The sequence below is a fragment of the Microcoleus sp. B4-D4 genome (assembly GCF_036705185.1).
Taxonomy (GTDB): domain Bacteria; phylum Cyanobacteriota; class Cyanobacteriia; order Cyanobacteriales; family Microcoleaceae; genus Microcoleus.
Genome location: NZ_JAUBTX010000005.1, coordinates 149,923 through 165,096 on the forward strand (window position 1 = coordinate 149,923; position 15,174 = coordinate 165,096).

Below are 15,174 nucleotides of genomic sequence, written 5' to 3' on the forward strand. Positions count from 1 at the left end.
AAAACTTCTCACTAACGACTCACAGATAGCAAGCCTTTGTCCATACCCAGAATCTGGAGAAAGGAATCTCATGTTAGCTAGTGTGCTGTGGATTTTATTGATGGGCTTTTTTGCGGGTCAAATTGCCCGCCGCTTAGGTGCTCCGCCTCTGATTGGAATGATTTTGGTAGGGATAGTTTTAGGGCCACAAGTTAGCGATGTCCTGAGTCCAGAAGTGCTGAAATCGGCGGATAATCTACGAATTGTGGCAGTGATGATTATCCTGATGAAAGCGGGATTAGGATTAGATCGAGAAAAGCTATCACAGCAGGGAACTGTGGCGCTGCGGTTAGGAGTTTTACCAGCGGCAATTGAGGCAATTGCGATCGCATTCGCTGCGATACTAATTTTTAAATTCGACTTTCCCACAGGGTTACTTTTGGGTTGTGTAATTGGTGCAGAATCACCCGCTGTAATTGTCCCTGGAATGCTACGACTAAAAAGTTTAGGCTGGGGTGTCACCAAAGGAATTCCCGATGCCATTCTTACGGGTAGTGCCTTATCTGATGTTTTATTACTGTTAGTCTTTAGCTTACTTTTGAGTTTCTTCGATCGTGGAAAAGTTGAGAATATCATGTTCCCTGGAGGATTTAGCCTGAGCGCAGTTCAATTGCTCCCCTTTCAGGTAGCAATGGAAGTAGGATTTGGGGTCTTAATTGGCTACATTGCTGCTCGTTTAACTGTCTCTCTACTAACTCAACAAAACTGGACGCAGAACGCCGTACAAGATGTATTAATTGCCGCCAGTCTTGCGCTTTTGTTAGTAATTTTTGAGCAAGCTTTCCCCTACTCCGGCTATTTGGCAGCAATGGCAATGGGCTTTTTTTTGATTGAACTCGACCCACCTTTAGCTAGACGACTACGCGGTGGATTTGACAGCTTATGGATTGTCGCTGAGATTGTTTTATTTGTCTTATTGGGAGCCAGCATTCAACTTCAGGTATTAGGGAAGACTTTTTTGCCGGGGCTTTTTGTATTGGCAATTGGCTTGTTTATTGGTCGCACTATAGGTTGGTATTTCTCCACATTGGGTAGTAATTGGAATTGGCGAGAAAGACTATTTTTGCTACCCGGAAATATGGCAAAAGCCACCGTTCAAGCTGCCATTGGTGGGATTCCTCTATCTGTGGGGATTGAGGGAGGAGAAATTATCTTAGCCGTTGCTGTCCTCTCAATTTTGACAACAGCACCGATAGGCGCTTGGGCAATTCCCATGTTTGCCCCAAAATTGTTAGAACGGGGAAAAGTCGATCCGACAAAAGTAACAGTAGTAACTCGTAATATATTGTTAGCAGCAGTCGATACTTCTCCCTTTTCTACAGATGTTTTGCTCAAAGCAGCAAGCCTAGCACGTCGTGTTGATGGTGAAGTAATTGTGTTACACATCATTAATATGGCAGAAAAAGAGGCTGTAGAACAACTGCGCGATCGCACTCAAAAATTACTTTCAGATATCCGTCATCAATTCATTACCATTACTGGCTCAGTTCCAGAGGAAATTATGCGCGTCGCGGAACAGTATCAGGTGACAGATATTGTGATGGGAAAACGGGGATATCAACCTTGGAAAAAGGTGTTGGTTGGTTCCGTATCGCAAGCAGTGATAGAAAATAGTTTTATTCCCGTAATTTTGGTAGACGAGCGCAAAATTTAACCTGCCAAAACATTTAGGAAATATATCCGTACTGCCGCCCTCTGAAGGGTATTTAAACCGCCCAGAGGGCGGCGTCACCAAAGTAACAAATAGGAGTTTGATTATGAAAAGGTTTGAGAAATTTGAGCAATTTATTGCAGTCTTCCAACTCAGTAAGTGGTTCATCATTTCTTGTCTAGTTGGTATTCTTTCCGGCTTAGGTTCTGCTGCTCTCCTAGCATCTTTAGAGTGGGCAACAAATTGGCGAGAGTCTCATCTGTGGATTATTGCCTTATTGCCATTAGCGGGATTCTTAAGTGGTTGGATTTATCATCGATATGGAAAGAGGGTAGAAGCGGGAAATAATCTTTTATTGGAAGAGATTCATAACCCGAAAAATATTATTCCGTTGCGAATGGCTCCGATGGTGCTGCTAGGTACAGATATAACTCATTTATTTGGGGGTTCCGCAGGTCGTGAAGGGACAGCACTGCAAATTGCTGCATCACTCGCAGACCAATTAACTAAAATATTCCGCTTTAAACACGCTAATCGACGAATTTTATTAATGTCTGCTCTCAGTGGTGGATTTGCTTCCGTTTTCGGAACTCCCTTAGCTGGAACTATCTTTGGTTTAGAGGTTTTAGCAATTGGAAATATTCAACATGATGCTCTTTTTCCCTGTTTAGTTGCAGCAGTTGTGGGCGATCGCGTTACCTTAGCTTTGGGTCTGCATCATACAGCATACCGCCATGCTACCTTTGTACCCACAATGACTCCAATGGGGCTAATTTCTGCAATTGTCGCTGGTGCAATCTTCGGAATTGTAGCGATGATTTTTGCCAGACTCACTCATCAAATAAGCCACTTTTTTAAATCAAAAATATCCTATCCTCCTTTTCGTACTGCGATCGGTGGTGCGATTGTCGCACTGAGTGTGTGGGCGATTGGATCGACTAAATATATCGGTTTGGGTATTCCTACCATTGTCGATGCGTTTAACACTCAGTTACCGCCTTGGGATTTTGCAGCAAAAATAGTGTTAACTGCATTAACTTTAGGGGCAGGTTTTAAGGGAGGGGAAGTGACTCCTCTATTTTTTATTGGTGCAACATTAGGCAATGCTTTGTCATTAATTTTGGCATTACCAGCACCTTTATTGGCAGGAATGGGATTTGTTGCTGTCTTTGGCGGTGCGGCGAATACACCGATCGCCTCAACTTTAATGGGAATTGAACTTTTTGGTCTCGAATCGGGGGTATTTATTGCGATATCCTGTGTGATGAGCTATGTTTTTTCAGGTCATGCCGGCATTTATAGTTCACAGCGAATTAGTTCTAGTAAATACTCTTTTATGTCAATGCAAGAAGAGTTAAAGTTGCCAAATCATGCAAATAATTCTTTTGATACAGAAAAAACTATCAAGTAGTCGCGGCCGTTAACTTGATTTGAGATAGTTCGGTTAATCGGATATGCTGATTACTGATCCTACGCTGTTACAGAAACCCGCGATCGCGATGCTAGTCGCTTTGGTATTAGTTATTTGGCTGGAAAACGCTAAAAAGCAAATCTGTTGAGCAGCAGGTTGGTTTTTAATCGCGGTTTATCCAGTCTTGCTGATGGCCATGTTTTGCTATGAAAGGCGATCGGGCAGTTTCAAATTTTGTCGGATAAGCTAGAAGCCCGCCCCAACAATGCAATTGCAAGTGATAAGTATTTTTGCCCTAGTCAATTACCTGTCAAAAATCAGGTTTCAACTCGGATTTCAACTCTTGTGGGGCGAGCTTCTAGCCCGCCCCAACAATGAAATTTAAACAGATCACAGCTTATGAGTATTTTGCCAATAATCAATAATTTTAATCATTGTTTTGTCCGTTAACCCCTTAATGCGTTCCACCACATTAGCAAAGGACACAAACGGCCGCACATCTCGTTCTTTAAGTATTAATTGTATCACCGGAGCCTTCAAAAACGTAGTGGCTTCTAAACTCGCTTTCAGTTGAGCTTTATCTTGAGTATTCAATGCCTCCAAAAGCGGCATCGAACCTGACAAGCTCGGTGTAACAGATTCCAGCTCTACCGCCGGAGGTTTTGCAGCTTCACTCTCTAATTTCAACCGCTCAATTCTGCGATCCAGCCCAGCCTCAATTAACAGAGGTAATTGTTGGGAAAATAAATTTTCAACTTCTTGTATTCTCTCAGCCAACACCTGTTTTTCGCGGGCGTGTTCCGCCTTCAATTCATTGATTTCATTTTCTAACCTAGCTTCAATATTAATCAACCGCTGCTCAAAACTCGATGGCGGTTCCGAAACCGGATTTTCACCCACACTTTCAGTTATAGATGACTCTTCGGGAGTTGCACTTTCACCCCTACTCTCACTGACAGCGCCGCTTCTGAGAATTTCCAGTTGTGCGAGGAGAAGTTCTTCATTTTCTGGTTCCAGAATGAATGCACCGATTGTCTCGCCCTTGAAAGGTTCAATTTCCTTTGCTCTCGCCGCCGCGTAGAATTCAAAATTTCCATCTACTATTTCGTAGGAATCCATACCCGTGCGGCGAACAATTATCGGATTAATCAATCCTCCCAAATTTAAAATCAGTCTCGCTAATTTCTCCAAATCCGGCTGAGCAAAATTGGAAGAAGGCACAGCAGATACAATCTTTTTCACCGCAACCAGCGACGGAAATAATTTTTTCATTAATTTTTACCTGTTTTTTCCAAAACTTCTACTGCTAACATTTCAAATTCTTGAGCAGCGATGGAATCTGGCTTAAAGTCCAGTACCGAAATCGGATCGGAAATTTCCATATCTCCCACGATTTGAATTTGTTCTGCACACTTAGCCAAATCATCTCTCTCGTAAATCACGCTGTCCATAATTTCAATACCGTAACGTTGGGGAATTGTTTCCCGCCGCTTCGGCAAACTGTACTGTACAAATTTAGCATTTGTCGAGATTTTGCAAGGCAGAACTCCTAAAATTGCTAGAGGTTTCTTGCCAATTTGTTTCTTGAATCCATTAACTTTTTTAATAAAATCCTTGACATTAATCAGTCCTTGATTGGCAAAGGGTTTTAAGTCAGAAGGAATAATCAAATAATCCGCAGCAATCAGCGCCACTCTCGCATAAAAATTCAAAGACGGCGGCGTATCAATCAGTACAATATCGTACTTATCTTGAACTTCCGCTAGTTTTTGAATTAAAATCATGCGGCTGTAATCTAGTTGATTTAGTTCCGTTTCGTAGTACATTAAATCGATGTGGGAAGGAACCACATCAATGGCGGGATTGCAAAAATTAGACTTGCGTGCTACTTCGGCTATTGAATAAAAATCTTCTGATTGTAAAATGTGAAGAATATTGCTATCTTTCAAATCGTCTTGTTCTTCATCATCAAATTTTACCAATCCAGTTGCAAAGGTTGTATTTGCTTGACTGTCTAAGTCGATGACTAAAACTTTTTTACCTTCCTTGCTCAGCGCTGCCGCTAAATTGACTACTGTTGTAGTTTTGCCAACGCCGCCTTTGTTGTGGTAGACTGCAATTATTTTCATAGTATTTGGCTTGTTAGAGGAAACAGTTACATCTGATTGAACTTGCAGATTAACTGCATTATTTTCAGGTATTTTTTGGGGTTCTGAGATGTCACTTGACTGTGGCTCTGAGGTGGCGAGATTGTCCGGTTGTATTGATACTTCGTTAATTAAATCAGGAATTAATAAATCAATATTACTATCTTTCTGTTCGAGATTTTCTGGATCTTTTAGAGATTTTAAACTATCTCTGCCAATTAAAGCGATAATTTCATCAAGTCTAGTTTCTAACTCTTCTCCGGCACACTGAAAAACTAGCTGAATATCATCGTTGACTTTTTCGTAAATTCTAATTTCTTTAGCGTTAGTTATGACTCCGTAGCGAATACTTAAACTTGTTAAGTAACGCTTCAGTCTCCTGACGTGACGGTCTAATTTTTCCTTGGGATGTTTGGCTTCGATGACTATACTCATCTGCGAGTCTGCATCGAGCATTAAGGGGATGTATTGGATGCGAAATGAGAGGAAGTCTAGGCGAATATTCCCAAAGGCGATTTCTTGATGCCAACTGTCGGGGGTATAGCCCAGTTTTGGCAACAGATAAGTGACAATGAGTTTGCTTTCTACTTCGCTTTCGTTGCGACAGTTATTGGGATTAAAACTCAAGGGATTTTATTAGTTGTTAGTTGTTAGTTGTTAGTTGTTAATTGTTAGTTGTTAGTTGTTAATTGTTAGTTGTTAGTTGTTAATTGTTAGTTGTTAGTTATTAGTTATTAGTTGTTAGTTGTTAGTTGTTAGTTGTTAATTGTTAGTTGTTAGTTGTCATTGGAAATTGGGAATTGGGAATTGGGAATTGAGAATTGGGAATTCGTAGCAAGTAACCAATAACCAATAACCAATAACCAATAACTAATAACCAATTCCCAACAACTAATGACTGCTGACTATTTGGTTTGAGCGTTAACTTCCTCTAGTGTCAGATAGCCGCCTGCAGGATTGTACAGGTGACAGTTGTCGGCAATTCGCTTCATTAAAGACCAAGAAAACTTGGTTTCGTAGAGATGAGGTTGCCAGTTTTCCTTGAGGCTGCTGTGGGCGAGGCGCAAGTTGTACCAGGGTATCGCTGTTGAAAGGTGGTGCGGAACGTGGACGTTAATGTCGTGACACAAAAACTCTACCCAGCGGGGATAATCGCAGTGAACTGTTCCCGATAGTTGTGCTTGGGCTTCGTTCCATTCTTCGGGTGCTTTAAATGAAATGTCTGGTGCTGTGTGGTGAACAATGGTGAAAGTGCTCATCCAGAAATGGTAAACCATCCAGGGCAGCAACCAAAATTTGACAAATCCCCAAATGCCTGTGGTGGCAATTAATAGCGGAAATCCGATCGCAGCACCGATTAAAACTACCAAAACTGAAAACCGCACTTGTTCGCGCTGTTGGCCTTTGAAGCGCCACCACATGAAGTGTACTTTTGCCCAGTGGGCGATCGAGCCAACCCACCACATCGGGCCGAAGATTAAACTATAAGCTATTTGTAAAGCTTTGGGTGCAGCAGCATAGTCGGCTGCTGTCATCGGCTGCCAAGCATTATCTTCGCCAATTTTGTTGGTATGCTTGTGGTGATAATTGTGTCCGTGCCGCCATGCGTGGAACGGGAAAATTAACGGCAAAAATGCCAGATGTCCGACTAAATCGTTTACCCAGCGGCGGTTAGCAAATGACCGGTGGCCGCAGTCGTGGCCGATGACAAAAAAACCCGTTAATCCGGTACCGGTGAAAATCCACATCAGGGGCAGTAAATACCAAGGTGATACTGCTATGCCAACATAACCGACAGCTACTAATAAAACGTTGACGATGACTTTTGTCCAAGCTTTGCGGGGGTTTTTGACAAAAACTTCGCGCGGCAGGGTTTTGAGAATATCTTTGAGGCGCAGGTTGGAAGTGTCACTTGCGGATGTCAATTTTAGTGGTTTTTCGATCGATGCTGTCATAAATTGATTTCGATTCTCCGTATGCCATGTGGATGGCTTAACAAAATTAACGCAGTACAAAAGCGCAATAAAATATCAGCTCGCTGTCAGCTAGGGACAGACGAGTTGAACAACAGGCAGGGGCGTTTTAGCAAATGCTAGCGATCGCTAGCCGCCGTTGATAATGGCTAGCGCTTTTGGTTTAAAAAACACTCAGGTTAACTGGGGTTAACAAAACTTTACTTTTTATACCACAGGGGCGGCACAATTAGCACGAGTTGTCACTACTAATTGCCGTTGCTGACAGCAGAATTGTGTTCGATCGCCAATTGAGAGCAAGCAACAGAGCGCTGCTGTTTGAGAGTTTGTACCTGCAACAGCAAGGAGTCAATTTCCGCTTGTAAGTGCAGGAACTTAACTTGCTGATCGGCTTGGTAGGGACACTTCACCAAATCTAATTTGCGAGTCAAGCAGGTCGATCGGGCAGAAGGACTAGCCGTTTCGGGATGGCTCGCGGTGATTTGAGGCCGGGAAAGAGTGGATGAATTATTTGACATTAGTAATTGAGTAGACATATCTACGCATTCACACCATTAAGTTACTTTAACCTGAACCGATCGTATTAAACATCAAATTAACCGATCGAGCTAAAATTAGTGTAAATTCTTTGCCAAAGCCTAGAAACCATTGACATCGTGACCCCGATCCTACCTGCTACTGACTCTGCTACTCACTCCGCGGCTAACTCCGCTGCCCCTGCAGCCTCGCCGAAACGCTACGGTTGGCCTGGCTTGATCGAAGCTTATCGCCCCTACCTGCCGGTGACGGAAACCACGCCCGTAGTGACGCTCCAAGAAGGCAACACTCCCCTGATTCCAGCACCGGCGATCGCCTCTCTCATCGGTAGAGACGTGCGCGTCCTGGTCAAATACGACGGCCTCAACCCCACTGGTAGTTTCAAAGACAGGGGGATGACAATGGCAATTTCCAAAGCCAAGGAAGCCGGCGCAGAGGCAGTAATTTGCGCCAGCACCGGCAATACTTCCGCCGCTGCGGCAGCCTACGCCAGACGCGGCGGAATGCGGGCTTTCGTGCTGATTCCCGAAGGATACGTCGCTTTGGGCAAGTTGGCGCAAGCCTTGCTTTACGGTGCCGAAGTAATTGCGATTGGGGGAAACTTCGATCGAGCCTTAGAAATCGTCCGCGAAATGGCCGTCAGCTATCCCGTGACTTTAGTCAACTCCGTCAATCCTTACCGCTTAGAAGGGCAGAAAACCGGCGCCTTTGAAGTAGTGGATGCTTTGGGCGACGCGCCCGACTGGCTCTGCATTCCCGTGGGAAATGCGGGAAACATCACAGCATACTGGATGGGTTTTTGTCAATACCACCAAGCAAAAAAATGTTCGCGCCTGCCGCAGATGATGGGATTTCAAGCAGCCGGAGCAGCGCCGTTAGTAACCGGCAAAGCGGTGGCGAACCCGGAAACCTTGGCGACAGCAATTCGGATCGGCAACCCTGCTAGCTGGAAACAGGCGATCGCCGCTTCGGAAGCCAGCCGTGGCAGTTTTAGTGCTGTTACGGATGAGGAAATTCTCGACGCTTACCGCCTGCTAGCATCCCAAGAAGGGATTTTCTGCGAACCCGCAAGCGCCGCTTCTGTAGCCGGTTTGCTGAAGGTAAAAGACCAAGTTCCGACAGGAGCGACAGTGGTTTGCGTACTCACCGGTAACGGCTTAAAAGACCCGGATACAGCAATCAATCACAGCAATAACAAATTCAAACAGGGAATTGCTCCTAGTTTGGATGCTGTAGCTGGGGCGATGGGATTTTAAGAAGGAAGTTCGGCAACGAGCAATGTACGGGATGTAACGGATGTAAGTCCGATGTCCGTCGGAAGAAGGAAGTTCGGCAACGAGCAATGTACGGGATGTAACGGATGTAACGGATGTAAGTCCGATGTCCGTCGGAAGAAGGAAGAAGGAAGAAGGAAGAAACTACTTGCTTCTTGTTACCAGGCTCTGCCTGGTAACGCAGATAGGCGAGGCTCTACCTCCATCTGGGAAACAGTTACATAAAGCGAGGCAGAGCAAGAGTGATATGGGTTCCCAGGCTGGAGCCTGGGAACCAGTTAAAGTCAACACTACAGGTTTGTAGTGCGGAATAAAGTCGGTTCGTAGTGCGGAATAAAGTCCGTACTACGAACCGTTTTTGTTATATTAGTAGTTCTTTTTTTGTGGAATAAAGTTCGTACATACGAACCGTTTTTGTTATATGAGTCGATCGCGCAAAATCTAACCGTCCAACAAATCTTCGCCACAAGTCACTTTGCTCATTTCTAATTCCCAAAGGGCGGTAAATCTATTAACTGGTTTTTAGAAGGTGGAAGCTGAGCGGAATTTCTACCGGTTGGAGCGGGATTTTGACGAATTTCGATCGCAGTTTCGCCGGGATTTGCAGTGCGGGTAGGTACTATTTCAAGAGAATATGCTGGTGTTTCCATTTTGGTAGTAGGAACAGTTTGTGCTTTCGCCAGCAAGTCAACTGCGTCTCCGAGGGCGGTGGTTAAATTCCTGCTAGTATCGGCGTGACGGGCTTCTTCTTGTTTGAGGGCTTGACTCAATTGTTTAATTTGTTCGATCGCCCGATCGCGCTCTTCGAGAACTTCTGCTAACTTAGCTTTAAGTTCGCCCACTGTTTGCAGTTGTGCGACTTCCTGCTGGCGAGCAATTCCAGCATCTTCGCCTTCGGGCGCAATCGGCGAAAAACTTTGTAACTCTTCTATTTGTGCTTCAAAAGCAGCGATGCTTTGCTGAGTTAATTTAGCATCATTCCGGCGCTGTTCGGCTTCTGTATTGTAAAGCTGTCGCCACTGAGCCGCACTTTCACCGGCATCATCGCGATCGCGCGAAACCTCTGTTAACTGCTGTTGCAGCCGCTTAATTTCATCTAACCACTGTCTGACATCCTGAGCCATATTGTTAATTTTAGATTTTAGATTGAAGAATGGGTAATAGCTTAATTAATTAATTAACGCTCTTGATTTCCAATTGTCGTTAGCGGAACCCTCGAAGAAGATCGCCCCTACATCCATTTTGCATTTTCACCTTTCCCCTTTCCTGTGCCCTATGAACATTTATTACTGGTTGCGCTACCTGAGTTTAGCTTTGTTTAAGGCGCTTTTAAAGCAGCTTCGAGCCATCACAAAAAAGTTTAGTGATTTTTTAGTGTTTTGTCGGTGTTTGACTTGGGGCACGCTCAGGGAAGTCGGCGCGCAAGCGGGAGAGCAGCGCTTGCCAGGGCTGTCTGCAGAAATGGCCTACAATTCTATACTGGCGCTATTTCCGGGGCTGTTGGCGGTGTTGTCGGCGATCGCCCTTTTTGAACCTTTGCAGTCAACACTGTATCAAATCGCCGATCTTTTGGGGGAAGTCATACCCGATGACATTCGCAATTTGATTCGCGGCGTCATTAAAGAAATTCTGTTAACTCGCAATAAAGGGCTGTTTTCCGTGAGTTTTGTAGTGTCGCTGTGGGCATTTTCTGGAGTCATGAGCGCGGCGATGGCTGCTCTCGATCGCATCCATAAAATCCCTAGCGATCGAACTAGATCTTTTGTGAAAGCGAAACTCATTTCTATAGGTTTGAGTATCGGTACAATTGTGCTGTTAATTATAGCATCGGCAGCCATATTTGTCAGCGACTTAATTGTACAAGCTATTGCCCGCCAGAGTTGCCTGTTGGAGTCCGTCGCCAATTGCGATTTAAAAGATGTCCAAAATTGCTTGCTGCTAGCCAAAAACTGCCCTTTAGAGTCGCAACTATTAGCTATTTGGGGGCTGTGGCGGTGGCCGATTGCTTTAGGGATTGTATCAGTTGCCTTTGCCTTTGTTTATCGCTACGGGCCCAGCCGCCACCAAGCCGATATTCCGATTTTTTCGGGAGCAGTTTTTGCTGCTATTTTGTGGGCGCTGTTTTCGGCTTTGTTTCGGTTTTATGTTGTGCATTTGAGCAATTTCACTTGGGCTTACGGGACGATCGGAACTTTTATTATGTTGCTGTTGTGGCTCGATCTTTCTTCTTTGGCGATGTTACTCGGAGCTCAGTTAAACGTGACAGTAGGAAAAGCCATGAAACAATCGATAGGGTATAGGGTATAGGGCATTGGCCAAACAGGGCATTGGGCGGAGCGAAGCGGAGGGATTGGCCAAACAGGGCATTGGGCGGAGCGAAGCGGAGGGATTGGGCGGAGCGAAGCGGAGGGATTGGGTATTGCAACCAACAAATAACAAATAACAAACAACAACAGTCAACAGTCAACAGTCAACAGTCAACAGTCAACAGTCAACAGTGAATTTACTATTCCGATGAAGAGAGAATTTGATATGAGGTATCGATCGATCGTTTTCTCAATCGCTCAATCCCACAATCTAAAGTCTAAAATTTTTAAATCCCCAATCTAAAATCTAAAATCTAAAATCGACTGACTTTTCACCTTTTTGAGAAAGGCAATAAATACCGGATGTCTGGTTATCGGCGCAGTAAAGTGCTGAGGATACCCGTAACAAAAGACAAAAAAATCAGTACCCAAATAACACCGCCGGGAAGGAATGTCAAGAGGCCAACACCTCGGAGAATCCAAACTAACAAAGTTATCCCGAAAACTGTTAAGAAGATGCGGGTTGATAATCGAAGTTGAAATCTTGAGGAATTACTCATGTTGAATCTAAAAATTTTATCTGGATCGATGATAGCTGTTTTGCTGGCGATCGGCAGTTACCTCACCTTAATCTCGATTCCCGGCGCTGCTGTGGCGCGTGGGGGCGCACATAAGCTGGGGGAAACGGCCAATGCTGCGACAAAACCTTCCTCTACAAGTGTAGCAATTAGCGATCGGGCAATTGGCGAAGCAAAAGTGGGAATGACTTTCCGACAACTGAAACAAGCTCTCGGTTCAACGGCACAGTTTAAGGTAGAGTCTCCTTTTATGGTAGACTTTGATGCTGTGGCGATTAGTCGATCGGGCAAAGTGCAGTATCGGATTATCTACGCTGCTGGTACAAAGCTGAAAGATACCGATGTTATTGACCTTCTGATGACTGACAATCCTAACTATAAAACAGTTCATGGCGTCGGGCCGGGAATGAAATTGAAACAAGCAGAAGCAATTTACGGCAAAGCTACTTTATCTTATAATGTGGACAATGAAATGAGAGAAGGAGTGGTTTTTGCCAAACAACCGACTCGAAAAATTATGTTTGTTCCCAAGGCTGATGGAAAGCAATTTGCTGGAGTTTACGGTACTGGCCAAAATGGATTTTATCAGACTAATAAGTATCAGCCGAATGCTGCGATTAAGTCCGTGATGGTGCGGAAGTAAATTTAAGCATCAGATATTAAGAGAAACTGGCGTGCTCTAATTTTCCCCATCCTTTTTTTTGAAACCATGAGTGGGCTGGGCTGGAGAGTCCGCCCCAAAAATTAAATTTAAAGGTATTTATTAAACGACAATTGTTAGGTTTGTTTTGTGAACGATTGTGTAATACCAAATCAGGGTTCGGGATGCCTTTTCTGAACCAGTCGGCGCAGGCCGACTTTGTTTGTGTAGATGCGGTTTCAACCGCCGAATCGTAAAGGGGGTATGTTGCTCTTGATGCCGAGATTTTTGATGGCGGCACGCCCTAGGAATAATGTTGCAAGAGTATTGAAAATTGGTATAAAATAAGGTAAGGTGCGCGCTGCACACCTTACACAGGTTAGTTGAAATGGAAGTTTTGTTAGTGTTTTTTAGGATTTTTGGGAAAAGGAATGTTCAAACTTTCGTGAAAAACAAGCTGAGTTTTATAGGTTAAGCGGCGGTTAACTTGTTTGATGATTTTTTCCAAAAGCGCATCGCCGGTTTTTTCTATTAATGGTTGAGACATCGATCGAATAAACTTAGGAAAACAAACCCCTACAGCCAAGTCCAGCTTCCAGCTAGCACTGGTAATCGCAGGCGGTAGCTGAGCGCGTTCCGACGCGGGCCAATCGGCGGCAAACTCCTCAGACGGTATCTCTACTAGGTTCATTGCCGATCGAAAATCCACTTCATATCCAGGCGCGGTATAATTCGGAACCGGGATTGTCTTAATCAAATAGCAGCCTTCAGCGTCCGGCGGCAGCAACTCTAAACCGATTCTCGCTTCAACTCGGTAGCCGAAAGCCCCAAAACGCCCGATTAATAGATCGTAGCCGTTTTCGCCGATCGGCTCAGCCTTCATCGGCGAAGCGCACTGACAAAACCAACTCTTGTGATTGTTCAAATGCTCAGCCACCGTAGCAGCATCGGCGTACATCTCCATGCTGTCTTCAAAATGGGCGTGAAACCAAATCGGCTCAACTTCCTCTGCTGCATCCGCACTTCCACTTTCGGGCTGTCGGAAACTCGCATCTGGGTAGCAATTTTCGTCAGAAGCTTCAACAGTAGTTTGATATTCAGCGGAATCCTGCTTCATAATATGCTCTCCTGTAATACACGCCAATCGATCGGCTTGGGGATGCGGTAAGGAAGTTTCCTCCCTACAATTGGGAAATAGATTGCAACAAAATTTACCCAAGAACAGCATAACCTGACTTATGAAAGCATTTGTAGCAGGAGCCACAGGCCAGACTGGCCGCCGAATTGTCACAGAATTGGTCAAGCGAGGCATTCCCGTGCGCGCTTTAGTCCGAAATTTGGAGACGGCTAGACAGATTTTACCACCGGAGGCTGAGTTAGTGACAGGGGATGTATTAAATGCGACTTCTCTGCGAGCTGCGCTCGGCGATAGTACGGTGTTGCTGTGCGCGACGGGGGCGGCCCCCGGTTTTGACCCGACAGGGCCTTACAAGGTGGATTTTGAAGGTACTAAAAATTTGGTGGAGGCCGCTAAGGCTCAGGGAATTGAGCATTTTGTGCTGGTGACTTCTCTGTGCGTTTCTCAGTTTTTTCACCCGCTAAATCTGTTTTGGCTGATTCTGGTGTGGAAAAAACAGGCGGAGGAGTATTTGCAAAAAAGCGGCTTGACTTATACGATCGTCCGACCGGGCGGTCTCAAAAATGAGGATAATTCAGATGCGATCGTCATGAGCAGTGCGGATACACTGTTTGAGAACAGCATTCCTCGCACTAAGGTAGCTCAAGTCTGCGTGGAGGCGCTGTTTGAGCCGACTTCTCGCAACAAGATTGTGGAAATTGTGGCGAAGCCGGATGCCCCACAAAAGAGTTTTGAGGAGTTGTTTGCCGGTGTGGTTTGATTGAATTAAGCTTGTTTGGGTTCGGTGCGTCAGGCAAAAACAACTATTCGAGTTGAGTCAAAAATTTGGGCTGGCGCACCCTGCATCTGTGGAGTCAATCTCAAATCTTCAGTGCCCCGATCGAAAATTGAGGCTTCGCACCCTGCAGCAATTTTTCGATCGCCAAATCTGACAAAATCTTAATAGTTTTATCATCCGCCGTTGAAATTTCCCTCTCCCAGCATGAAAACTCTCAAGTGGCCAGCTTGGTTCCCCTATCCGATTTCGTGGTTAAGGGCATTTGCTCTCGCCCAGAGTTTTAGTTTTATCCTTCGCAGGGGCATTCCTTTCGCTAGCGATGAAATTGGCTTTCTGACTTTGTTGTTGGCGGCTTGGCTGATTCAGTTACCTTTATTCTTTGTCGCTCACTTTTTCGCCGTCAAAATCTTAAATCCGTTACTAATTATGCTACCTGGCCCCAAGGGGAAAGGGCGCAAGTTCAAGCGCGGGCTTACTGGTATGCGATCGCACTTGCGAGAAGGCTTGAATGCTGTTGTAGTGCTTTTTTTTGCGTTTAATCTGGCGCTGTTGCTGCAACTGGCGATTTTTTATTGGCCCGCGCGCGCGATCGATCCGGTTAAGTTATTCGCAGGAATCTCTACTCTGACAAATGTGGCGATCGCCGGTGAATTCGATTTCTGGCTGGTAAAATTGGCGGGGGTTTTATGGAGTTTAACGCTG

13 protein-coding genes are annotated in these 15,174 nt (G+C 44.9%); 7 read left to right on the forward strand and 6 right to left on the reverse strand.

Annotated features, from left to right (window positions below; all coding sequences use genetic code 11):
• The first annotated feature begins 70 nt into the window (after positions 1 to 70).
• Together QUB13_RS06630 and QUB13_RS06635 are read left to right on the forward strand one after the other, a co-directional pair.
• The gene (locus QUB13_RS06630) at positions 71 to 1,693 is read left to right on the forward strand and encodes a cation:proton antiporter (protein ID WP_333379778.1); all 1,623 of its coding nucleotides are present in this window, start codon (positions 71 to 73) and stop codon (positions 1,691 to 1,693) included.
• A 103-nt stretch (positions 1,694 to 1,796) separates the two neighbouring features.
• Positions 1,797 to 3,101 (forward strand): voltage-gated chloride channel family protein, encoded by a 1,305-nt coding sequence (locus QUB13_RS06635; protein ID WP_333379779.1) that lies wholly within the window; start codon positions 1,797 to 1,799, stop codon positions 3,099 to 3,101.
• Positions 3,102 to 3,491: 390 nt separating this feature from the next.
• Here QUB13_RS06635 and QUB13_RS06640 read toward each other — a convergent pair whose 3' ends face one another.
• The 4 genes from QUB13_RS06640 to QUB13_RS06655 all read right to left on the reverse strand — a co-directional run bounded on the left by QUB13_RS06640 (position 3,492) and on the right by QUB13_RS06655 (position 7,739).
• Positions 3,492 to 4,373 (reverse strand): ParB/Srx family N-terminal domain-containing protein, encoded by an 882-nt coding sequence (locus QUB13_RS06640; protein WP_333379780.1) that lies wholly within the window; start codon positions 4,371 to 4,373, stop codon positions 3,492 to 3,494.
• Entirely contained in the window at positions 4,373 to 5,875 is a 1,503-nt protein-coding gene (locus QUB13_RS06645) for an AAA family ATPase (protein ID WP_333379781.1), read from the reverse strand. The genes QUB13_RS06640 and QUB13_RS06645 overlap by 1 nt, the downstream gene beginning before the upstream one ends.
• 278 nt (positions 5,876 to 6,153) lie before the next feature.
• A complete protein-coding gene (locus tag QUB13_RS06650) occupies positions 6,154 to 7,203 on the reverse strand; it encodes a fatty acid desaturase (RefSeq protein WP_333379782.1) in 1,050 nt (349 codons plus the stop codon).
• Positions 7,204 to 7,469: 266 nt separating this feature from the next.
• Positions 7,470 to 7,739, reverse strand: coding sequence for a hypothetical protein (locus tag QUB13_RS06655; RefSeq protein ID WP_333379783.1), 270 nt, complete (start codon positions 7,737 to 7,739; stop codon positions 7,470 to 7,472).
• 138 nt (positions 7,740 to 7,877) lie between these two features.
• Between QUB13_RS06655 and thrC the strand changes: the two genes are divergently transcribed.
• Together thrC and QUB13_RS06665 are read left to right on the forward strand one after the other, a co-directional pair.
• Positions 7,878 to 9,014, forward strand: a complete 1,137-nt coding sequence (thrC, locus tag QUB13_RS06660) for a threonine synthase (protein ID WP_194067408.1) — start codon at positions 7,878 to 7,880, stop codon at positions 9,012 to 9,014.
• 51 nt (positions 9,015 to 9,065) lie between these two features.
• A complete protein-coding gene (locus QUB13_RS06665; RefSeq protein ID WP_333379784.1) occupies positions 9,066 to 9,257 on the forward strand; it encodes a hypothetical protein in 192 nt (63 codons plus the stop codon).
• Positions 9,258 to 9,517: 260 nt separating this feature from the next.
• Here QUB13_RS06665 and QUB13_RS06670 read toward each other — a convergent pair whose 3' ends face one another.
• A complete protein-coding gene (locus QUB13_RS06670; RefSeq protein ID WP_333379785.1) occupies positions 9,518 to 10,156 on the reverse strand; it encodes a hypothetical protein in 639 nt (212 codons plus the stop codon).
• Positions 10,157 to 10,307: 151 nt separating this feature from the next.
• On the opposite strand from QUB13_RS06670, the gene QUB13_RS06675 reads away from it, so the two are divergent.
• Both QUB13_RS06675 and QUB13_RS06680 read left to right on the forward strand, forming a co-directional pair.
• Positions 10,308 to 11,339: a YihY/virulence factor BrkB family protein gene (locus QUB13_RS06675; protein WP_333379786.1), complete on the forward strand. Its 1,032-nt coding sequence runs from the start codon at positions 10,308 to 10,310 to the stop codon at positions 11,337 to 11,339.
• A 557-nt stretch (positions 11,340 to 11,896) separates the two neighbouring features.
• Positions 11,897 to 12,559 carry a hypothetical protein gene (locus QUB13_RS06680; RefSeq protein ID WP_333379787.1) on the forward strand — a complete coding sequence of 221 codons (663 nt, stop codon included), beginning with the start codon at positions 11,897 to 11,899 and terminating at the stop codon, positions 12,557 to 12,559.
• 397 nt (positions 12,560 to 12,956) lie between these two features.
• On the opposite strand, the gene QUB13_RS06685 is transcribed toward QUB13_RS06680, so the two are convergent.
• Positions 12,957 to 13,673, reverse strand: a complete 717-nt coding sequence (locus QUB13_RS06685; RefSeq protein WP_333379788.1) for a DUF1997 domain-containing protein — start codon at positions 13,671 to 13,673, stop codon at positions 12,957 to 12,959.
• Positions 13,674 to 13,794: 121 nt separating this feature from the next.
• Between QUB13_RS06685 and QUB13_RS06690 the strand changes: the two genes are divergently transcribed.
• Entirely contained in the window at positions 13,795 to 14,454 is a 660-nt protein-coding gene (locus QUB13_RS06690; RefSeq protein WP_333379789.1) for an NAD(P)H-binding protein, read from the forward strand.
• Positions 14,455 to 15,174 lie beyond the last annotated feature (720 nt).